The sequence below is a fragment of the Mycobacterium sp. 1165196.3 genome, from assembly GCF_001673415.1.
GTDB lineage: Bacteria > Actinomycetota > Actinomycetes > Mycobacteriales > Mycobacteriaceae > Mycobacterium > Mycobacterium europaeum_A.
In genome coordinates, this window is sequence record NZ_LZLU01000166.1 from 24491 (window position 1) to 46702 (window position 22212).

The following is a 22212-nucleotide window of genomic DNA, read 5'->3' on the forward strand; positions in this document are numbered from 1 at the left end:
GATGGGAACAGCAACCGTGGGGAAGACTGTGACACCGGGCTCTAGCGTCGTCGACCTGTCGAGGGCGTTATGACCACGCATCCGCCCCAACCTTCGCGCTTCGCGCGGACCATTCGCCACCTTGCGGTGTTCATCATCATCGGGTGGGTGGCGCTGACCCTGCTGGTGACGTTCGGCGTGCCACGGCTCGAGATTGTCGGCCAACAGCATTCGGTGCCACTCGCCCCCCAGGACGCGCCGGCGGTGCAGGCCATGCAACGCATGGGCCGGGACTTCAAGGAATCCGACTCGGACAGCTTCGCGATGCTGGTCTTGGAGGGACAGCAGCCGCTTGGAGATCAGGCGCATGCCTACTACGACAAACTGGTTGCTGAATTAAAAAGCGACACAAAGCATATCGAGCATGTGCAGGACCTCTGGGGCGATCGCCTCACCGCGGCGGGCGCGCAGAGCCCGGACGGGAAGGCTGTCTATGTGCAGTTGAATCTGGCGGGCAACCAAGGCACGACCCTGGGCCAGGAATCCGTGGCCTCGGTCCGCGATGCCATCGCACGCACGCCACCGCCTGCCGGGGTCAAGGCCTATGTCACCGGTCCCTCGGCGCTGTTCTCCGATATGCAGCTCGCCGGTGACCGATCCATTCTCAAAATGACGATGATCGGCGCCCTGATCATCTTCGTCGTGCTGCTCCTGGTCTACCGCTCGATCACGACCGTCGTATTGCTGTTGATCACCGTCGGGATCGAGGTCTTCGCAGCTCGCGGTGTCATCGCCTTTATCGCTAACAACAATTGGATGCCGCTTTCCACGTTTGCCGTCAATCTGCTGGTGGCCCTGGCGATGGCCGCCGGCACGGACTACGCGATCTTCTTCTTCGGCCGCTATCAGGAGGCGCGCCAGGCCGGCGAAGACCGGCAGACGGCGTATTTCACCACCTATCGCAGCGTCGCCCCCGTCGTCCTGGGTTCCGGTCTGACGATCGCCGGGGCGATGTTGTGCCTGAGCTTCACTCGCATGCCCATCTTCCAGACCATGGGCATGCCCTGCTCCGTGGGCATGCTCATCTCGGTGGTGATCGCCCTAACGCTGGTGCCGGCGGTGCTGACCGTCGGAAGTGGCTTCGGGTTGTTCGATCCAACGCGGGCGATCGGATTCGGCCGGTGGCGGCGGATCGGCACGGCGATCGTCCGCTGGCCCGCGCCCATCCTGTGCGCGACGATCGCTGTCGCACTGGTGGGCCTGGTGACCTTGCCCGGCTACCAGACGAGCTACAACAACCGGCTCTACATGCCCGACAACGTTCCCGCGAATGTCGGTTACGCGGCCGCCGACCGCCATTTCAACCAGTCGCGCATGATGCCCGAAATTTTGATGATCGAATCCGATCACGACATGCGGAACTCGGCAGACTTTCTGTTGCTGCATCGACTTGCGAAAGCGATCTTCGCAGTGCACGGGATCTCTCGCGTGCAGGGCATCACGCGGCCCGAGGGAACGCCGATCCAGCACACCTCGATTCCGTTCCTGCTCAGCATGCAGCAGGCGACGATGGGTGAGGACATGAAGTACATGCGGGCGCGCATGGACGACATGCTGGTCCAAGCGGACATGATGGCCAAACAGATCGCGATCATGAAGCATCTTTATGAACTGCAGAAGCGCCTCACTGATATCACCCACGATTCGATACAGAAGACCAAAGAAATGACCGTTATTCTTTGGGAGTTGCGTGACAAGATGTCGGATTTCGAGGATTTCTTCAGGCCGCTACGCAGCTATTTTTACTGGGAAAAGCACTGCTACGACATTCCTATCTGCTTTTCGTTGCGTCAGATTTTCGAACTTTTTGACGGCGTCGATACCCTCAGCGACAAGATGGTCGATCTTTTAAAGGATCTCGACCATATGGATCGACTGATGCCACAGCTGCTCGAGCAGTATCCGCCGATGATCGCGATGTCCGAGGACATGCGCAACATGATGCTGACGAACCACAGCACCATGTCCGGGATCCTTGGCCAGATGGACAGTAGCGACCAGGACGCCACCGCCATGGGGCAGGCTTTCGACGACGCCAAGAATGACGACTCGTTTTATTTGCCGCCCGAGATTTTCGACAATGCGGACTTCAAGCGCGCGATGGCCCAATTCCTGTCGCCTGACGGGAAGGCCGCCCGCTTCATCATTTCGCACCGAGGCGATCCCGCGACTTCGGAAAGCGTGAACCGCATCGACAAGATCAGGCTGGCGGCCGAGGAGGCGCTCAAGAACACGCCGCTGGAAAACTCGAAGATTTACATCGCGGGTACGGCGTCGACGTTCAAGGACTTCCGCGACGGCTCCACTTACGACCTCTTCATTGCGGGCATTGGTGCACTGTGTCTGATTTTCATCATCATGCTGATTCTTACCCGAAGTTTCATTGCTGCCCTGGTGATCGTGGGCACGGTGACGCTTTCGTTGGGCGCGTCGTTCGGGATTTCGGTGCTGATCTGGCAGTACATCTTCGGCATCAAGTTGTACTGGATGGTGCTACCGATGTCTGTGATCGTGTTGTTGGCGGTCGGTTCGGACTACAACCTGCTGCTGGTATCCCGAATGAAAGAGGAATTAGCGGGCGGCATCAATACGGGCATCATTCGCGCGATGGGCGGTACCGGCAAGGTCGTGACGAATGCGGGTCTGGTGTTCGCCTTCACGATGGCGTCGATGGTGGTCAGCGACCTGCGCATCATCGGTCAGGTCGGTACCACGATCGGCTTGGGCCTGATGTTCGACACATTGATCGTGCGCTCGTTCATGACGCCTACCATCGCCGCGCTGCTCGGGCGATGGTTCTGGTGGCCGCAACTAGTTCGCCCACGGCCGGCCAGCTTGCTGCTTCGTTCCGTGGGAACGCGTCCGTCGGTCCGCGCCCTGCTCCACCACGACGATGAACCCATCACGGCTCCGATTCCCAAGGCGTCTGTATAGGTCGACCGTCGCATTTCACCCACGTCGGCAGCGCGTTCGCTCGAGAGTTTTCCGTCCTACTCATACGGCCAACAGGGGGGTACCGACCATGAAATACTCCGTACTGTGAGCTCACTGGCGATCGAGGTCGAAGGCCTCACAAAGACATTCGGGCGAGAAGAAGCGCCCGCGCTCGCAGGGGTTAGCTTTTCAGTGCCGACCGGCACGGTATGCGGTCTACTAGGCCACAACGGAGCCGGCAAGACGACCACCGTCAATATCTTGTCAACGCTCATCCGCCCGACCTCAGGCCGCGCGACCGTTGCCGGATACGACATCGGCGGCCAATCCGCTCAGGTACGCGCCAGCATCGCGGTGGTCGGCCAGTTCAGCGGGACCGACCTCCTGCTCACCGGGCGGGAGAATCTGGTGCTGTTCGGCAGGCTGCGAGGCCTGCGTCGAGCGCAGGCAAAGGCCCGTGCCGACGAGCTGATCGAACAGTTCGACCTTGTCGGCGCGGCCGATCGGCAATTGGCGACATATTCCGGAGGCATGCGGCGGCGCGTCGATCTTGCCACTGCCCTGGTGGTGTTGCCCAAAGTGCTCTTCCTCGACGAACCGACCACTGGGCTGGACCCCCGCGGACGACGCGACATGTGGGCCCTCGTCAAACGGTTGGCCTTGCAAGGTGTCACCATTCTGCTGACCACGCAGTACCTGGAAGAGGCCGACGTATTAAGCGATTCGATCGTCGTCATCGACCACGGACGCGAAATCGCCAGCGGCACCGCCGAAGAGCTGAAGCAGAGGGTCGGTATCAGCTATTGCCAAGTGACCCCGGCCGACCCGAACGACCTGCCTCGCATTGCGGAGGGTCTGGGCGGGCTCGATGGAATCGATATCGACGCCGAGACAAACTCGCTGTCGGTGGTCGCGTCCGACGGGGTGGCCACCCTGGTCGAGGTCTTTCGCCGCGTCGACGCACTCGGCGTTGAACTCGCTGACATCTCGCTGCGCAAACCGTCATTGGACGAAGCCTTCCTGCACCTCACCGAACGGACCGCCGCCCAACCATGAGTGCCCTGGTCGCCCTAACCGAGCGTTCGCTCATGTCAGGGGCACGCGACGGGGAGATGGTCTTCGAAATCGCCTCACCGATTGCATATTTGGGGGGGTTTACCGTTGCACTGCAGGGCCTGATCGACACCGACGGAGTGAGCTACTCGCACTATCTTCTGCCCGCGGTGGTCGTCCAGACCATGGTGTTCGTCGGCCTGCTCACCGCGGACCGCGCGGCGCGTGACCACCTGAGTCGGCTTGGCGAGCGATTGGCGACACTGCCGGTCACCGCCATAACCCCTGTCAGTGCTCGCATGTTGGCCGCACTCATCCGGGCCGTACTCGCGCTCGCGGTGGCGATGCTCGCCGGTTATGCGTTCGGATTCCGGATGACCGGCGGACCGGGCTACGCGGCGGCTTTCCTTCTCATGGCGCTGTTCCTGTGTCTGGCTGTGGGGATGGGCGCCGACGCCCTAGGGTCAAGCACGAACAGCATCCAAGGTGCCAGCCACCTGTTGTTCGTCCCTCAGTTGCTGCTCTTCTTTCTGTCGACGGGAATCGCCCCTGAAAAAACCTTTCCCGGGTGGTTGCGCCCATACGTCCGCAACCAGCCGGTATCTCAGGTTGCCGAGACACTGCGTGGCCTGGCCGCCGGACATGTCCTCGCAAGCAATTTGGTCGCCAGCTTGGCGTGGTGTGCGGGAATGGTGCTGGTCTTCGGCGCAATCACGCTGCGCATGCAAAGGCGGGGCAAATGACACCGCAACAAAGGATCCAAGGAAGCCTGCTGACCCAGAGCTGGCTGCAGGCCAGTCGACTCCTCATCCGGTGGCGTCGCGACGGGGCGGTAATGCTGGGATCGCTGATGCTTCCTATTTTCCTTCTGGTCGTCTATGAGGCCGTGTTGGGCGAGCAGGTCCGCAAGGTTACCGGCGCCGACGGCGTTTACGGCCTCGTCCCGCTGTGCGCGGTGCTGTCCGGGTTCCTGGGTTGCCTGAGCGGTTCTGTCGGCATCACGATGGACCGCCAGTCGGGGCTGCTCAGTCGGATGTGGGTGCTGCCGGTGCATCGGGCGAGCGCCCTGGCCGGGTGTCTGACCGCGGAGGCCGTACGCGCGCTTTTCGGGACGGTCTTGATCACTGCTCTCGGCGTGGCATTGGGGCTACGCTTCACGCACGGCTGGGCGACAGCGCTGATTTACATTCTGGTGCCGTCCGCGGCAGTGGTCGGGTTCATGGCGCTCGTGATGGCCGTGGCGATCCGCACCAATGGCCGCGTCCTCATGACATGGGTCGTGGGTGCGACTCTCGCCTTGGCATTCGTCAATCCCGGGACCACACCGATTTCGCTGTTTCCGGGTTGGCTTCGGCCGTTCGTTCGTGTCCAACCAATGTCGCCGCCCATCGAGACGATGCGGGCACTGGCCCACGGCGGCCCACTCATATGGCCGTTGGCCATGACCTTGGCCTGGGCCGTCACGCTGCTGGCGGTGTTTATTCCGATAGCCGTGCGCGGCTATCGTTCCGCAGCCGAGCACAGCGCATAAAGAGTTTTCTCTACAACTATCGGTCGCGAGGCCTTCGACTTCGAAAAAGTAAAGCGACAACTGACCGCTATAGTGACGCCGCTGCCGTATGGCACTCGAAAGGTTTGAACTGTAATGAAATTCGCCCTCGCATGCTATGGAACCCGTGGCGATGTCGAGCCTTCTGCGGCTGTCGGCCGTGAGCTGTTGCGCAGGGGCCACCAAGTCCGCATGGCGGTGCCGCCCGAACTTATCGGTTTTGTTGAGACGGCCGGCCTCGAGGCGATCTCGTATGGGCCCGTACTCCAGGACTTTCTCGACGAGGAGTTTCTCCGCAACTTCTGGAAGGGTTTCGCCCGCAACCCCGTCAAGTTGCTGCGCGACCTGTGGAGGCCGATCATCCGGTACTGGGAGGAGACTAGCGCGACGCTCGTGTCAGTGGCGGATGGGGCAGACCTACTATCCTCGGGTCTCAATTTTGAGCAGCCCGCCGCCAACGTCGCGGAGTATTACGACATCCCGTTCACAACGCTGCATGACTTCCCAATGCGGCCAAATGGTCAGCTCCTGCCCAGACTGCCTTCACCACTTGTCCGCAACGTGGGAAAGTTGACCGAATGGCTATTTTGGCGCTCATCGAAGAATGTGGAAAACGAGCAGCGCCGGCAATTGGGCCTACCGCCGGCAACGGTTTCCTCGCCGCAGCGAATGATCGAGCGCGGGTCGATAGAGATTCAGGCCTACGACGACGTGTGCTTTCCCGGCCTGGCAGACGAATGGGCACGATGGAAAGCACAGCGCCCCTTCGTTGGCACGCTGACAATGGGATTGACCACGGACACCGATGACGAAGTCGCGTCGTGGATTGCGGCGGGAACGCCGCCGATATTCTTTGCTCCCGGCAGCATACCGGTCGAATCCCCCACCGCCACAGTCGAAATGGTCAGCGCGGCCTGCGCCCAGGTAGGCGAGCGCGCGTTGGTGTGCTCCTTTGGGACTGACTTCAGCGAAGCTCCGCAGTTCGACAACGTCAAGGTCGCGGGCACCGTCAACTTCGGTGCCGTTTTCCCCGCCTGCCGTGCCGCCGTCCACCACGGCGGCTCGGGAACAACAGCCGCCGTCCTACGCGCTGGACTCCCGGCGCTGATCCTGTGGAGTTCGGGTCAACAGAGGTACTGGGCAGCTCAGGTCGAACGGTTGAAGGTGGGCACTGCACGGCATTTTTCGGCTGCCACCACCCGCGAATCCCTAATATCCGACCTTCGACGCATCCTCGCCCCTGAGTACGTCGCCCGCGCGCAAGCCCTTGCGACTCGGATGACAACCCCCGGCGAAAGCGTCGCCAAAGCCGCCGACATCCTGGAAGGCGCTGTCCGCCGGAGGCAATCGTCGAAACCGCGCTGATGTCGCGGGCGTCGACTCACCCCCGGTGGTCCACCGTTCGCACCCCGCCGTGACGTCGCCAAATGACTCGGGATGGGCGGCGCGCGTGATGTCTCCGACCAGTTCGAGGTGCTTCCTCCTGACGGGATTCGGTGCGGCAAGAGCGGCCTCGCCGCAGTGGTACCGTTACGTCGGATCGGGCGGGGTTGCGGATCGCGTTTCGCGACCGGTCGCCCCCGCGGGTACCAGGCCTGGGAACTTCCCGAAACGCATCTGAGGTCCTCAACAGACGTCTAGGCTTTTCACCGACCTGCTGGCAAGCGAGATACGAGATAGGGGATACTTTTGACCGAGTACAGTTGCCGTTTGTGCGGCGGTGTTCTTCGTGAGGTCGTCGACCTCGGTCGCCAGCCAGTTTCGAATGCTTTCGTCCGCCCCGAGGAAACTGCCACGGTCCCATTCTTCCGTCTTGCCATGGGGCTTTGTTCGTCGTGCACGATGGTGCAGCAGCTAGAAGAAGTTCCGGCGAAGCAGATGTATCGCGCGGACTACCCCTACCGCGCTTCTGGATCCCAACGGATCCGCCGGCATTTCGAGGACGTAGCGCGGCGCCTTGCTGAAACACTCCCGGGTGGTGACCAGGGATTCGTCGTCGAAATCGGTAGCAATGACGGTGTCATGCTCAAGACACTCAGCCAGGCTGGCGTGCGACACCTAGGGGTCGACCCCGCAGCAGGGGCTGGGGACGTGGCGCGCTCGCTTGGGATCAACATACGCACCGACTTCTTCAATGCGGAGACGGCCGAAGAGATTCGCGCCGAGCAGGGTGCGGCGGACATCATTTTTTCGGCGAACACCTTCACTCACATCTCCTACCTTGACTCCATTCTTCGTGGGGTGGATTCGCTACTTGCGCCAGATGGACTATTCATCTTCGAAGACCGCTATCTCGGTGACATTCTGAAATTCAACTACTTCGACCAGATGTACGACGAGCACATCTACCTTTTCTCGATCCGTTCGGTGCAGGCGATGGCCGCTCGGTTCGGCTTCGAGCTGGTCGATGCCGAGCACCTGTCCCAGCATGGTGGCTCCATCCGTTACACCGTGGCCCGCGCGGGCACCCGACAAACATCCGACGCGGTCGGGGAATTCCTGGAACAGGAAAAGGCGCAAGGCCTAGCCGAAGAGGCGACCTTCGTCCGTTTCTCCGAGAACATCGCTCGCATCAAGTCGGACCTTGTTTCACTCCTCCATGACCTGCACTCGGACGGTAAACGCGTCATTGGATACGGTGCGACGTCAAGGAGCGCTACGGTGCTGAACTATTGCGAAATCGGCCCGGATCTGCTTCCCGCAGTATGTGATTCGACTCCGGAGAAACAGGGACGCCTGACGCCCGGCTCGAAAATTCCAGTGCTTCCGCCGGAGGCGTTTTCCCAGCCTTACCCCGACTACGCATTGCTGTTCGCCTGGAACCACGCCGAAGAGATCATGGCGAAGGAGAGTCTGTTCAAAGACAAAGGCGGACAGTGGATCCTATACGTGCCGCAGGTACACCTAGCTTGATTATTATGCGGCGCAGGACATCTGAGAGCTTTTAGCAGGGCAACGACACTCAGTTCGCCGCAGCGTTGCGCGGTTGCAGCGCTCGACCATCCGGCTTCGGTCTATCAGGCGAACGACTTCGAGCGAGCGAAGTCTTCGATGAGCTCCACTGCCTTGGCGAGGCTATCGCTGGCTTTGGACATCCGCCCCGCGAGTTCGCGGGCGTTGCTGGCGTATTCGGGGGTCAAGATCTGGTGCAAGTCGGCCACCAGCGTTTCCCGGGTCGTAGACGAAAACGACCGGCAGGTGCCCACCTTGAGGCGTTTGACCTGTGCCCCCCAGTACGGCTGATCCCCCGCCGTCCACAGGATCAACGCGGGAACCCCGGCGCGCAGCACCGCGCCCGTGGTGCCCGAGCCTCCGTGGTAGACAACGGCGCGACACGCGGGAAAGACTCTCGCGTAGTTTGCCGCCTTGACGACCTTGACATGATCGGAATGACGGGCATCCGCATAATCGGCCCATCCGGAGCAAATCAACGCCCGATGACCCAACTGCGCGCACGCCTCGCTGATCATCGCGACGGTGTCGCCCGGTGATTTCGCGACCGGCATGCTGCCAAAACCGAAGCAGATGGGCGCAGTTCCCGCAGCAATCCACCCAGCGATCTCATCGTCGGCGTCTGTGGTCAACCCCATCGTGAGCGGACCGATAAAGGGCCGCTGACCAGCGAAGTTGACCCATTCAGCGGCTAGCCCTGGGAAGCAAATTTCGTCGTACGCTTGGATTTCCAGCGATCCTCGTTCGGCGATCCGTCGCGGCCCGGGACGTGCAGTCTTCGGCAAGCCCAGTTCACGACATTGCGCATCCTCGGCCTTCTTGCTCATACGCCAGAGCCACCAGTCGTACAGCCGCATAGCGGGCCGGCCCAGCCACGGTGGGGCTCCCGGCACAACCTGGCCGTAGGACCGTATCGGGAAGTAATGCATCGCCACCAACGGAATGTCGTAATGTTCCGCAACGTTGAGCGCGAGCTCCTGATAAACCAAGCCGGTGAATAAGAGGTCCGCCCCCTCCGTCACCGATGTCAATGCCTCGCTCATCTCCGGCCAGTGCCGTAACCAGGGCGCCCAGAGTTCACGAAGCAACTGGAGTGGCTTCCAGATCGTCCAGAAGCTGCGGCGGAGATTCATTCGGAAGTCGCGAAGGAAATCGTCGCTTAAGATCTCGCGTGCGTCGGGTCCGTAGGCAACGGCAGCAATACCGGCCTCTTCGGCGAATCCAACCAGGTTGCGCGGAACGGCCGCACGCACGTCGTGCCCTCTAGACTGCAGTGCGCGGGCGATGGCGATACACGGTTCGATATCCCCGCGCGTTCCATAACTTGCCAGCACAATCCTCACCAAATCAGAGCCCCTCCCCCTTTTCGGCGTCGATGGTTTGGACGTCGACCATTATTGCCTATGGCGTGGATAAGGGCAGGACATCGAGCAACTTCGAATCATCGAGCCCTACCAGGGCTTTTTGTGCGTCGATCTGCACGATCGCCGGCGCAATGGGCGGCACCACTGCTGGCGCGATCGGCGCTTTCATAGGCGAAGCGCCGTTTGGCCATCGACGGTTCTCTCACCTGAGGCCGCCGGCCGTGGCCGCCCAGGTGCACCCGATCGGGTCAGCTGGTGCTTGACTGGCGGCGCTTCCCCAACTCCGAGCCAGTGCCCGCCCTGCGCTTCAGGCTTGATTTGAAGGCCAGCGCGCGCTTCTCAATGAGAAACCAACTCAAGGCAGCAAACGGCAAAGTGGCGAAGGTCGCGACGATCGCGAAAGCGATCGGGTTCAAGCCGCCAAGCCCACAGATGACAAGCAGCTGTTGGACCGGCCACGCGTAGATATAGGCGCCGTAGGAAAGGTCGGTGCGCAAGTTGAAGCGCTTGTGCTGGATAAGGGAACCCGAAACAATGACAACGTAAGCGAGCGGAATGGCCGCGATAACTCGGTAGTTCGGCAGCAAACCGGCCACCAGGACGATGACGACACCAACACCGACGAGTGACCACTGCGCGGGAATCGCGTCTTGGAACTGATACAGCAACGCGCCGGCGGCGAACATAAGAGCGAACCGCGAAACCATCTGGGGCAGAGTCGCCCCCAGTTCCGCACGGGTTGGAAAGGAGAACAGCAGCGACCCGCAAAGCGCCAGCGTGATGGCCACAGGAGAAACCCAACGGTTGGCGGCGAGACGAACAAGGCCAAGACCCGCAACGACGATGTAGCACATCACCTCGAACAGAAGGGTATAGAGGGGACCATCCCACACACCCGACCACGGCACGCCCCGCGGCGTGCCCTCGATCCCAAGGTAGAAGACGTTTAGCACTCCGTTGTTGAGGACGTATTCGATTGGTCCGGCGGACATTAGCAGGCGCCGCGCCGAATCGCCCTGAATGGTGACGGCCACCGGGGCAATCACGAAGGCGACGACTAACAGGCAGGCCCACAGTCCCGGGAAGATGCGAAGACCGCGCGCGAGAAAGTATTGTTTAAGGCGCGGAGTACGCAGCCAACTCCCCGTGATAAGGAATCCTGAAAGCGCAAAGAACCCATCGACCCACACCTGATTGAGAAGCTGGGCCGCCGGCCCATATGCCATGTCGCGTCCGGTCAGCGGCCAAGAGTGGTAAAGGATGACGCCTGTGGCCAACGCCAAGCGCCACGCGTTCAGCGCATTCGTCTGGGGACTGAATACCTGCCCAAGTTTCGGGCTCCCAGTCCATTGCCGCTTCAGCCAGCGGTCGGGGAAGGCGGTCGTGTCAATCAATGGAAGCTCCCCCTCCCTCGACAACACTCCTGAGCGTCGGGCATGGCGACCGTGGCGAAGCTGACGCTGCCATCCACCAAATCAGAAGTGGCACAATCGATACCGTGAGGTACCGATATGACTGTCCAGTCACGGCCAAACGCGAAAGGCGTTGGTTGCGAGCTTGATCCACCGTTCGCCGATCACTGTGACCGCGTCAAGGTTCCTCCCATGAAGCTCGTCGCAGCACTCGCGACCGACCAGGCGGATTCACGCGATTGGTCAACTGAGAGAAGCGATCAGCTTCAGTCGATTACCTCGAACGTCCCCACTAAATCTTCGAGAAGATGACGTTTCCATCGTAGCAGCCGCATGGGGCCTGCTTAGCGCATCCACACCCCATGGTCGGCCCTCGGCCTAGGCCAAGGGCCCAAGGCGAGGGCGCGCTTGCCGATTAGGCCAAACGCCTCAAGCTGGCGAAATTCTCGGCAAGATCTGCGGCCTTGGTAACGCTTTCGGCAGGCTTGGTCATCCGACCGGCAAGCTCGCGGGCGCGGATTGCGTACTCGGGGGCCAAGATCCGGCGCAGATCGGCGACGAGCGACTTCTGGGTGGTGCCCGATAGGCGTCGATGCGTGCCTACCTTGAGGCGCTTGAGCTGAGCTCCCCAGATGATCTGGTTGCCGTCCACCGAAAGGATCAGCGTGGGGATCCCGGCGCGCAGGCTGGCGGCCGTGGTGCCGGAGCCGCCATGGTGCACGGCGGCACGGCATATCGGGAAAATCGACGCGTAATTCACGGCGCCGACCACCTTGACATGGTCGAAGTGTGGGACGTCATCGAAGTCGCTCCAGCCGGCGCAAATCAACGCTCTCTCACCCAACTCCGCGCAGGCCCCACTGATCATCTCGATCGTCTTGGCCGGGGATTCCACCGGCATACTGCCGAAGCCGAAGAAGATCGGCGGTGTCCCCGCGGCAATCCACGATGCGACTTCCTCGTCGGCGCTCGTCGCCAATTCCATCGTCAGGGTGCCAACGAAAGGCCGCTCGTCCTTCCATTTCGCCCATTCTTCTGCCAGCCCCGGGAAGACAACCTCGTCGTATGCCTGAATTTCCAGCGATCCCCGTTCGGCAATCCGTCGCGGTGACGGAGATGTTGCCTTCGGCAGGCCGAGTTCACGGCGTTGCGCATCTTCGACCTTCTTGATCAGACGCCAACAGAGCCAATCGAACACCTTCACCGCGACGCGAGCGGCCGGTGCCGGCAAGATCGCCACGACCTGGCCATTGGGACGCATCGGGACGTGGTGCAGCGTGGCCAACGGAAGGTCGTAGTATTCCGCCACATTGGCTGCGATCTCCTGATAGCTCTGTCCGGCGAACACCAAGTCGGCGCCCTCTGCCAATGACTTCAAGGTCGTGTTCATCTGCACCCACGACTGGTCACTGGCCTCCCACAGTTCACGCCACCACCGCCGTTGATCCCGGATCCTCCAGAAAGTGCTGAAGATGGACGTGAACAAATTCCGGAACACACCCAGCCAGGTCTGCGTATCCATCCCGTAGGGCACAGCGCTAAGCCCAGCCGATTCCGCAAAGGCAACGAGATCGGGGGGAACTGCGATGCACACGTCGTGCCCTCTGCGCTGCAGTTCCCGGCCAACCACGACAGAAGGCTCGATGTCACCCCGTGTTCCGTAGCTTGCCAGCACAAATCTCATTGCGGATCCCAGACTTTCACTTGTTGTACCAGGCACCGACCGCTTTCGCTATGTCGAGGCTTCGGCCTGCTGACCGATCCACTCAAGCAGAGCATGCAAACCGTCGTCGAGTGCCCACTTCGGGCGCCAGCCAAGTTCGTTCTTGGCCGCTTCGATGTTGCAACTCGCCGCGCGTACGTCGCCATCGCGGAATTTCGGCACCAGGATCGGCTCAGGCGCTCCAAACGCGCCAGCGATCTTTCGAGCGAGCTCATGAATCGTTATGGCGGTGCCCGAGCCGACGTCCAAGCAGCGTGGCTTGGTCGCGGGCTGCTGCACCGCGGTGAATACCGCATCGATGACGTCGTCGATGTAGACGAGATCGCGGATGATCCGGCCGTCCTCGTAGACCTCCGACGGGCGCTGTTCGCGCGACAAGCGGGCGAAGAACGGGACTACCCCGGTATACGGGTTGGTCAGCGACTGACCGGGCCCGTATGCGTTCTGCAAACGCAGCACGGTGAAATTGGTGTCGTGCGCGGATGCCCAGGCGGCCACCAGGTGCTCCTGGGCCAGCTTGGTCGCGCCGTAGATGTTTGTCGGCCGCGGTTCCGTCACGCCCGCGCGGCTGGGTAGCGGCGACACGGGTCCACCGGTCGGTCCTTGCGGATCCCAGATACCCGCCACCAGTTGTGCATGACTACGCGGAGCCGGATAAAAGATCTGGCCGTCGGATTGCCAGGGGCCCTCCCCGTAGACGGCCCTTGACGAGGCCAAGACGAAGTGTTCGGGCACGAGTTCAGCGCGGCCCAGAGCATCAAGGAGTTGGGTGGTACCCACCACATTGACCGCGCCGTGACGCGTCGACTGGGAGAGCGACTGTGCCGTTCCCGTCTCGGCCGCCAGATGGACGATCTGGGAGGGGCGGAACAAGCGCAGCACCGCATCCCAGTCGGGTGCGTGCGTGACATCGCCGGTGAACAGCCGTACCGACGGAGGCAGATTCATTACACCGCCTCCGGCATGCACTTGTGGGAGCAAGATGTCCATCACAGCGACGTCGTAACCGGCCTCGACGAGGCGGTGCGAAAGCGCCGACCCGATAAATCCTGCCCCACCACTGATGAGCACGGATGTTCCCAAGAGTCAACGCCTCCCATTCGGATAGTGCACAAGTTGGTCTCCCGCTGCACCGTGAGGCACGCGGTCGGGGTCGATCATATCGGTGACTCCGGTAGCCCCAGCCGGATTGCCGATTTAGGCCAGCCCGTAATTGTGTTCGGCACGAATGGGACGCCCAGGACGACTTTCGAACGGCTCCGGTCCGACATCGTGGCATTCGCGCCACGGCCGTGCGACGAGTTTCACGAGGCTTCCGCAGCCGGTTGTGGGTCGAGGGGGACGGCGCCCGTCTGCTTGCCCCTGCCTTGGAGGCGCGATTTCAACGACATCGCGCGTTTCTCGACGAGAAACCAACTCAGTGCGGCCAGCGGCACGGTGGCCAGGGCCGCAACCACAGCAAATACGAACGGATTCAAGAACGCAAGCCCACAGATGACCAGCAATTGCTGGACCGGCCAAGCGTAGATGTACGTGCCATAGGACAGATCGTTACGCAATCTTAGGCGTGCGTTTTTGACCAGAGCACCGGAAACGACGACGGCGTACGCCAGAGGTATGGCTGCGATTACCCGATAATTGGGCACCAGCATTCCCGCCGCTACCACGAGTGCCGCGCTGAGAGCGACGAGCGACCAGCGGGCCGGAATTCTGTCCTGATACTGACGCAAGAGCGCTCCGGCAGCGAAGACCAGAGCAAAGCGCGCCACCATCTGCGGAAGGGTCTCGAGGGTGTTGACCGGGTAAGACACCAGCGCCGCGACGGCTAGTGCCAGCACGAACACGACGGGTGTCGGCCACCGGCGTTTGAGCAGTCCAGCCAGACCGGCGAGCGCAACAGCGACGTAACACATCAGCTCGAAAATGAGCGTCCACAAAGGGCCATCCCAGACACCCGGCCACGGAACTCCACGTGGCGTTCCCGCGATGCCGGCGTGGTAGACGTTCAGGACCGCGTTGTTCAACACGTACTCGATCGGCGCCGTAGAACCCAGCAACTTCCCCGCCGAGCCGCCCTGGATCGCCACTCCGATGGGCGCGATGACAAAAGCCACAATTACCAGGCACACCCATAACCCTGGAAAAATTCGAAGAGCTCGGGCGGCAACGTATTCTCGCAGCTTAGGGTTACGGATCCAACTCGAAGTGATGAGGAATCCCGAGACGACAAAAAACCCGTCGACCCACACCTGACTGAGAAGCTGGTCATATGGCGGGTGCTCTTTGCGGCCTGTGAGCGGCCACGAATGTTGCAGAATCACCCCGGTAGCCAAAATCAACCGCCACGCATTGAGTGCGTTTGCCCGGAAATCAAATACATCGACAATCTTAGGGCCGCCCGGCCATCTCTGCTTTTGGCCGTGATCCGAATTAATATTGTCGTCGAAGTTTTCGCGATTCGTATTCACCTACGGCAATTCCTGCCTCTAAAGTTGCGCTGATTTGCCCCGTCCGGGCGCAATAGATTCGGACGTGTACCAACGGAGACGGTGACCTTCACCGTGGTTTGCGACCACGCCTTCCGCACCCCGCTGGCAGGGACTAGACCCGGGCACCGCATCACTGTACTGGACAAGGGTTTCCAAAGCATCGACACGAATCGGAACGGGACGTCAGCCTACCCAGCCCGGCTCGAGCTTACCCAGGCCGGTGATCTCGAGACTGACCGACTTGCGTGAGCCAACAGCACCGAGCATGAAAAGCATGTCGCCCACGTGGGCACCCAGCCAGAATCGCCAGAACGGCGCACGGAAGAATTTCCAGACGTGGCTACCCTCGCCTATCAGCCAGTATGCTGGAATCGCAACTAGGTAGTAGAGCATGCGCTTCCAGCGCGAGATAGTCATCCCGATATTCATTTCCATCGTCTCGAGCCCCCAGGCGCGGTAATTCCATTCCAAGTCATAGCGGCGTTGGAATTCATAGAAGGCTCGCATTTCGCCGTTCGTGATGAGGTATTCGTCGAACACAAGTATCGACCCTACAACGAAGTGGTCCTTGCAGATCTCTAACGCATGCACGCAACTTTCATATGTATCCAGGTCCATGTGAAAAAGCCGAATCGGCGCAGCTGGCCGACCGGCCAAAAATGGAGCCAGCGTGTCATAGGTGCTTCCCTTTATGAATTCGACTTTGCGCCCCAGCGCATCTGGCACGCCATGGGTGAAGCTTACCCCGGTGTCTCGCATAAAACGCTGGCCGAACGGATCCGAGACGGCGAAAGTGCCGCGCTTTACCACCTGACCCTCGACCTGCCAGTCCTCGACCAAACCCGAAAATGTATCGAAACCGTACACCTTTCGATTACATGTATCGGATATGAGGCGAGTCGACCAGCCAAGCCAGACGCCGAGGTCAAGCACCAGTTCGTCAGAATTCTCCACACACGGTTCCGGTAGCTGCGCCGCCTCCCACAAAACCGTGTGACCCGGAATCCTTCGTCGTCGCAAATCCGACAGTGTGCGGTTTATGAATGAACGATAGGACTCGTCATAAATCCTGATGTCGCGGGCATATAAGTGAGGGATGTATTGGTCTTTGGCCGGATAAACCAGGCGTGCGATCACGAGCAGAAGTAGCAGCCCGCCCATCCCGAGCAGAAACAGTGGCTGCAGGAAACAAGCGATGGCCACGATAAGCGCAACGGATAGGACTATCGCCTTCCAAAGACGATGCACAGTCGTCCGATCCGCCGGACGATCGTCCGCCCGCGTCACGGCCCACCTGTCGATCACGCCCACCCGTTCACCTCCGATGCCTCCGTTAGAGTAAGGCGAATTCCCCTCCGCAACGAAGAAATCACCCGATTGCCCTGAATCGACGGCTGTCAGCTCACACCGGATCCTGCCTTACCCTGGGCACGGCGTTAGCCAGTGCCCTTAAGTCAGCGTCGGCTGCCCCATCAGGGGCGCGGCGAAGGGATCCGGTCAGACGTTGTTGTTCGACACGAAGGTGTGGCGCCTCGCGCTCGACGGCCGATCACCCGCGCGAGGGATGGGGCGAGCGTCAGACCTTCACACACCTGCTTCGGCGAGTCGCATCATGCCTTGTCTCCGGGCGGTCTGAGGATTATGAATCGAACGGCTCGCCTACGCCCATGTACCCTTCCGGCGATGGGCGATTGCGGCCAATTCCATCATCGGCTTGGCGATGGACGGCCGTAAGAACCGGGACAGCATGCTCTCGGATACGTCACGGGAATCATCGAAGGCCTGCCGGAAATCTCGTTCGCCGGCGCGATACTGCTCAAAAACGCGGTCCAAGGCGCAACCGTCCACCGGCTCGTCCGACGCTGCCGCGCACAACGCTTTATAGGCCACGGAGACCCAGTCTGTACCAAATAGATCGGTCACCGGGCCGCAGTATCGCTGGCGCCGAAGATTAGGTGAGAGGAACCCTTCGATTTCGTCGTCGTTTGCAGTGTTCAGTTCAATCGCGAGCGCCGCGGAGATCCGCCTCATTTCTCTTTGCCAGTCATCGACGAGGTTGGCGTAGTCGATGAAAACACGCCGCATGCCCCGTGTATGTCGTTCGGCGAGAAGATTATTCTTCAGCCACAACGCACTACCTAGAGTCGGCGAGACACGCCACGTCGCCATGGACGAAATCACCTCTTGAGGGTGGCGCACCGCAATCACTGCCGCAACGTCAAAGGCAGCCAGACGCGCCGCCTCGAACCACAGGTCGGATAACAACGTGATCCTAGGCTCTTTGATCAACACGAGCGGAGCAGCCGGCAACGAGGTCAGGTACGCCACAATCTTTGCGATGTGGGCCGCCTTATCTTTGCCGTTGACCGCGTCTTCCTCCTGCAAACGCAATGTTGGGTCGCACCAGTGGCTTCCGTGGCGGCGCAGGATCGTCTCGTTCAGCACGATTGCTTCGCGCGGCTCCCAGTAACCACGCGGATTGCCCGCGTCGGCGCCGCACATGCCGGCCGGAAGCGTGCCGCCACACAAGTTGAGAACGCGCGTGAGCGCCGACGTTCCAGAGCGTGGCGTCCCTAACACGAATAGGACGACTGCGCGGCCTCTGCCGACCGACCACGAATCAGTTTTCACAAACTCAGCGGAGTTCGCCGCGCCGCCAACGGATTTGGTCGTCAAGCCAAATCTCATCGGGAACCTTTCAGTTACGTGCGTCTGAGGATTTGAGTCTGGTTAGCAGCCATGACTTTCCGATTTGACGCGGAGTAGGGCTGCTAGCAATTACCCCGAAGTCAACGCAATCGCGCACACTCTGGGGTTACAGGTCTAAATCTCAGCCTGTGCAAGATCCTCGGTGAAAGCACAGCACTGCTGGCATGCTCTCGGTACGGAGCCAGGCTCGATATGACCGGCAACCCCTATCCCCCAGTGAGAACGATCGGTTCATTACGCCCGCTAAGGACTATAGCTCGACCGGTAGCGCGGGAACACCGTTTTTACGAATCCGTTTCGCTTCCTTGACCTTTGGACAGCCGAGTTAACATATCCAGGTGATTCACGTGTAGGAGGTATAGGAGATTGCAACGCCGAAGCCGCTGGAGCGAAAACCCCGGCCTATGCCCAAGCTCCCCTGCGCCGGTGCAACATCGCCGCCACCTGCAGGACACGAGTCACGATGAACGGCCTGAATACCCGTCGTAACAGGCTGTTTGTGTGGTCGTGGAAGTCAGTGAAGGCCTTCCGGAAATCACGCTCGCTCGCACGATAAGAGTCGAATACCCGATCGAGGGTTGATACGTCCAACAGGCCGTCCTGGGACGCCCCCAGCAGCGCTTCATAGACCGCGGAGATCCAGTCCGCGCCGAAAAGGTCGGCCACCGGACCGCAGTATCGCTGGCGACGCAGGTCCGACGTGAGGAAGTCCTCGATCGCTCCCTCTTGAGCGGTGTCCAAATCGATCTCGAGTGTCGTGGCAATCCGCTTTACCTCCTTGTACCAGTCGCCGAGGAGGTTGGAGTATTCGACAAACACCCGAGGAACGCCGCGCGTGTGTTGCTCCGCCAACAGATTGTATTTGAGCCATAAGGCGTTCGAGAGTTCCGGCGAAGTCCGAACGTACTTCGCCGCCGAAGCGGCGACCTCTTGCGGGTGACGCACCGCAATCACGGCAGCCACATTGAATCCGGCCACGCGAGCCGCGTCGAACCAGAGACTGGAGAGCGCCGCGATCCGTGGTTCCTTGATAACCACCACCGGCGCGGCGGGCAACGTACCGAGATACGCTGCGATCTTCGCAATACAGGCAGCCTTTTCCTCCGCGTCGAACGCACGCTCCTCTTGTAAGCGCAGCGTCGGGTCATACCAGTTGCTGCCGTGCCGGCGCAGGATAGTTTCGTTGAGCATGATGGCTGCGCGCGGCTCCCAATAGCCACGCGGATTGTTCCGATCGGCGCCGCACATTCCTGCCGGGAGCGTGCTGCCGCATAGGGACAGGACGCGGGTGAGCGCCGACGTTCCCGACCGCGCCATGCCGAGCACGAACAGCGCGACAGGAGGTGTAGCACTTCCCGAGAGGACCGCATCGTCGGCGATGCTGACGGTATTGCTATTGATGTGGTTCGATTGGCTCGTCCGCGGAGGGGTCATCGCGTGCCCGCACCTTTCAATTCGGCTGGCAGCCCCCGGGATCACGGATATTATGCATCAGTTTGCACTTTTTCGCGCACGTTCTTTCACAGCGCCCGCACTGGTCTCGTGGCTCGATGCGCTGCGCGAGCGATGTGCAGCAAGGCCTGCGCTCGGCGTCGTTGGGCGTCAGCCGGCGACGGCACCCGGCTCGGCGAACGGCGCACCGAACTCGGTGACCGGGCGGAAGCCGTGCTTGCGCACCTTTTCCGCGGCCCGGCGGATCAATGCATAGATCCCGACGAACGCCGCGTGATCGGTCATCACCAGAGGTGTCAGCAGCCGGTTGTGCACCAGCGAGAACGCCACCCCCGAGGCGGGGTCGGCCCATCCGAGCGAGCCACCCATCCCGACGTGACCGAAGCCGGGCATCACACTGCCGATCGGCAAACTGTGATATCCCAAGTGGAAAGCTAACGGCACGTACAGGTTTCGGTCCGGCCGCAGGCTCCGCTCCCCGGTCAGGCCGGCGACCAGCTGACGGGACAGGAAGCGGATGCCGTCCACCTCGCCGCCATTGGCGATGGCGCCATACATCCGGGCCAGCCCGCGCGCCGTGGCTACGCCGTTGGCCGCCGGGATCTCCGCGTCCAGCAAGGGGGTGTCGCCCTGAACGGCGGCGATCAGACCCTTGAAGTACATCGACCGGTACGCCCCGGACATCTCGTTGGCCACCTTGCGCGTCACGTAGCTGACGACGGGGTTCCCGATCACGTTTTGCGGGCAGATGATCTCGGCGACCCGCGTCGGCGCCTGGGCCGGCGGCCGGCCGAGGTGCAGCCCGTCGGTGCCCAACGGCTCGGCGAGCTCCTCGCGGATCAGCGTGGCCATGCCCTTGCCGGTCACGGCCCGGCCCAGGCCGGACATCAGCCAGCCGAAGGTCAGCGCGTGATACGCCGATTTGCCCAGCAGCCGTCCGGGCGCCGCCGCGGCCAGCTTCTCCTCCATCACGACGTGATCGAGCAGTTCTTCCTGGGTGGCGCCGCGCAGGCCGGACAGGCCGGCCTGGTGTCGCATCACCTGGCGCACGGTCATGTCGGCCTTGCCGTTGGCCGCGAACTGGGGCCAGTACTCGGCAACGGGCGCGTCGTAGTCGATCAGCCCCCGGTCGGCGAGCCGGTGGATGACGGTGGCGGCCATCCCCTTGGTCGCCGAGAAAACCATCGGGGCGGTGTTCTCCGTCCACGGCCGCTGCCCGGCCCGGTCGGCCCACCCCGTCCAGACGTCCACGACGGGCTGGCCGTCGACATAGACGGCCAGCGCCCCGCCACCGAACCGGCGCGCGGGGAACATGCTGGCGAAACTACGAACGACGCAACCGAAGTGTGAGTCCGCCGCGCCGGACACACGATGACCTGCGTCAAGGTCATCGTGGACACGGACCGCGCGGCGATCGACTCGGGTATCCACCGTCACAACTTTGAATTTACTTCCATTACACAACCGGTAGGAGCGAAATCTAGATTATTTACCTATCCGTTAGCCCGACGCGGCCGTCAATATTTGCTGGGCGGCCAGCGCGGGAGTCAGTTCCCCCGCCTTGACCTTTCGCTCCACGTCGGCGCGGATCTTGCGCACCGCCGGGCTGGACAACAGCCGGTCCAGCACCGTGTCGCGCACCATCTGCCAGGTCCAGTCGACCAGCTGCTCCCGGCGGCGCGCCTCGAACTCCCCCGCCTCGCTGAGCACCTGGCGATGCCGTTCGATGGTGTCCCACAGTTCCTCGAGGCCGGTCCCCTCGGCCGCGCTCATCGTGAGAACGGGCGGCCGCCAGAGCGTTTCACGCGGGTGGATCAGCCTGATCGCCCCGGACAGCTCGCGCGCCGCCGACCGGGCCTCGGCGAGGTGATCGCCGTCGGCCTTGTTCACCACGACGATGTCGGCCAGCTCCAGCACACCCTTCTTGATGCCCTGCAGCTGGTCGCCCCCACGCGCCAGGGTCAGCAGCACGAAGGTGTCGACCATGTTGGCCACCGTCACCTCGGACTGACCGACCCCGACGGTCTCGATCAGGATCACGTCGTAGCCGGCGGCCTCGAGCAGCACCGCCGTTTCGCGGGTGGCCTTGGCCACCCCACCCAGGGTGCCCGAGGTGGGCGAGGGCCGAATGTATGCATCCGGATGCATTGCCAGGCGCGCCATCCGGGTCTTGTCGCCCAGGATCGAGCCGCCGGTCCGCGTCGATGACGGATCGACGGCCAGCACCGCCACCCGGTGGCCCAGCTCGATCAGGTGCATGCCGAGCGCCTCGATGCTGGTGGACTTGCCCACCCCGGGGATCCCGGTAATGCCGACGCGATAGGCGTTGCCCGAGTCCGGCGTCAGCTCCAGCAGCAGCTGCTGCGCCTTTTCGCGGTGGTCGGCGCGGGTGGACTCCAGCAGCGTGATGGCCCGCGGCAAGGCCGCGCGGTCGCCGTTGCGGACCGCCTCGGCCAGCTCCGAGCTCATTTCCAGTTCTCCTGGCCCGCGAGCGTAAGCACACTGCGGATTCGGCCGGGATTTTTCGCGGCGTGCT

General features: G+C 61.8%; 16 protein-coding genes and 1 pseudogene. 6 read left to right on the forward strand and 11 right to left on the reverse strand.

Annotation, left to right across the window (positions count from 1 at the left end; translation table 11 throughout):
• Window positions 1-69: 69 nt before the first annotated feature.
• The 6 genes from A5659_RS17560 to A5659_RS17585 all read left to right on the forward strand — a co-directional run bounded on the left by A5659_RS17560 (window position 70) and on the right by A5659_RS17585 (window position 8488).
• Complete coding sequence (locus tag A5659_RS17560; protein ID WP_067182902.1) at window positions 70-2973, forward strand: RND family transporter; 2904 nt, start codon at window positions 70-72, stop codon at window positions 2971-2973.
• A gap of 105 nt (window positions 2974-3078) precedes the next feature.
• Entirely contained in the window at window positions 3079-4029 is a 951-nt protein-coding gene (locus A5659_RS17565) for a daunorubicin/doxorubicin resistance ABC transporter ATP-binding protein DrrA (protein ID WP_067182905.1), read from the forward strand.
• Window positions 4026-4769, forward strand: coding sequence for an ABC transporter permease (locus tag A5659_RS17570; RefSeq protein ID WP_067182909.1), 744 nt, complete (start codon window positions 4026-4028; stop codon window positions 4767-4769). Before A5659_RS17565 ends, A5659_RS17570 begins: the two co-directional genes overlap by 4 nt.
• A complete protein-coding gene (locus tag A5659_RS17575) occupies window positions 4766-5557 on the forward strand; it encodes an ABC transporter permease (RefSeq protein WP_082976096.1) in 792 nt (263 codons plus the stop codon). Before A5659_RS17570 ends, A5659_RS17575 begins: the two co-directional genes overlap by 4 nt.
• A 114-nt stretch (window positions 5558-5671) precedes the next feature.
• Window positions 5672-6940, forward strand: coding sequence for a glycosyltransferase (locus tag A5659_RS17580; RefSeq protein WP_067182912.1), 1269 nt, complete (start codon window positions 5672-5674; stop codon window positions 6938-6940).
• A 324-nt stretch (window positions 6941-7264) separates the two neighbouring features.
• A complete protein-coding gene (locus tag A5659_RS17585) occupies window positions 7265-8488 on the forward strand; it encodes a class I SAM-dependent methyltransferase (RefSeq protein ID WP_197498056.1) in 1224 nt (407 codons plus the stop codon).
• A gap of 104 nt (window positions 8489-8592) precedes the next feature.
• Here the strand turns inward: A5659_RS17585 and A5659_RS17590 are convergent, their stop codons facing one another.
• The 11 genes and pseudogenes from A5659_RS17590 to meaB form a co-directional block, all read right to left on the reverse strand.
• On the reverse strand, window positions 8593-9870 hold the full coding sequence (locus A5659_RS17590; RefSeq protein WP_082976097.1) for a glycosyltransferase: 1278 nt from the start codon (window positions 9868-9870) through the stop codon (window positions 8593-8595).
• A 58-nt stretch (window positions 9871-9928) separates the two neighbouring features.
• Window positions 9929-10060 (reverse strand): hypothetical protein, encoded by a 132-nt coding sequence (locus A5659_RS28840; RefSeq protein ID WP_255364648.1) that lies wholly within the window; start codon window positions 10058-10060, stop codon window positions 9929-9931.
• A gap of 79 nt (window positions 10061-10139) precedes the next feature.
• Entirely contained in the window at window positions 10140-11282 is a 1143-nt protein-coding gene (locus A5659_RS17595) for an acyltransferase (RefSeq protein WP_231997860.1), read from the reverse strand.
• A gap of 436 nt (window positions 11283-11718) precedes the next feature.
• Window positions 11719-12987, reverse strand: a complete 1269-nt coding sequence (locus tag A5659_RS17600; protein WP_067182919.1) for a glycosyltransferase — start codon at window positions 12985-12987, stop codon at window positions 11719-11721.
• A 48-nt stretch (window positions 12988-13035) separates the two neighbouring features.
• The gene (locus tag A5659_RS17605; RefSeq protein ID WP_067182923.1) at window positions 13036-14097 is read right to left on the reverse strand and encodes an NAD(P)-dependent oxidoreductase; all 1062 of its coding nucleotides are present in this window, start codon (window positions 14095-14097) and stop codon (window positions 13036-13038) included.
• Between the two features lie 233 nt (window positions 14098-14330).
• Complete coding sequence (locus tag A5659_RS17610) at window positions 14331-15461, reverse strand: acyltransferase (protein WP_067182963.1); 1131 nt, start codon at window positions 15459-15461, stop codon at window positions 14331-14333.
• A 237-nt stretch (window positions 15462-15698) separates the two neighbouring features.
• The gene (locus A5659_RS17615) at window positions 15699-16802 is read right to left on the reverse strand and encodes a class I SAM-dependent methyltransferase (RefSeq protein WP_369829382.1); all 1104 of its coding nucleotides are present in this window, start codon (window positions 16800-16802) and stop codon (window positions 15699-15701) included.
• 372 nt (window positions 16803-17174) lie between these two features.
• Window positions 17175-18203, reverse strand: coding sequence for a sulfotransferase (locus A5659_RS17620; RefSeq protein ID WP_082976098.1), 1029 nt, complete (start codon window positions 18201-18203; stop codon window positions 17175-17177).
• Window positions 18204-18626: 423 nt separating this feature from the next.
• Window positions 18627-19541: a sulfotransferase family protein gene (locus A5659_RS17625; protein WP_067182967.1), complete on the reverse strand. Its 915-nt coding sequence runs from the start codon at window positions 19539-19541 to the stop codon at window positions 18627-18629.
• Window positions 19542-19826: 285 nt separating this feature from the next.
• Entirely contained in the window at window positions 19827-21113 is a 1287-nt protein-coding gene (locus tag A5659_RS17630) for a serine hydrolase domain-containing protein (RefSeq protein ID WP_067137660.1), read from the reverse strand.
• A 52-nt stretch (window positions 21114-21165) separates the two neighbouring features.
• Window positions 21166-22145, reverse strand: a pseudogene (gene meaB / locus A5659_RS17635) (methylmalonyl Co-A mutase-associated GTPase MeaB).
• Window positions 22146-22212 lie beyond the last annotated feature (67 nt).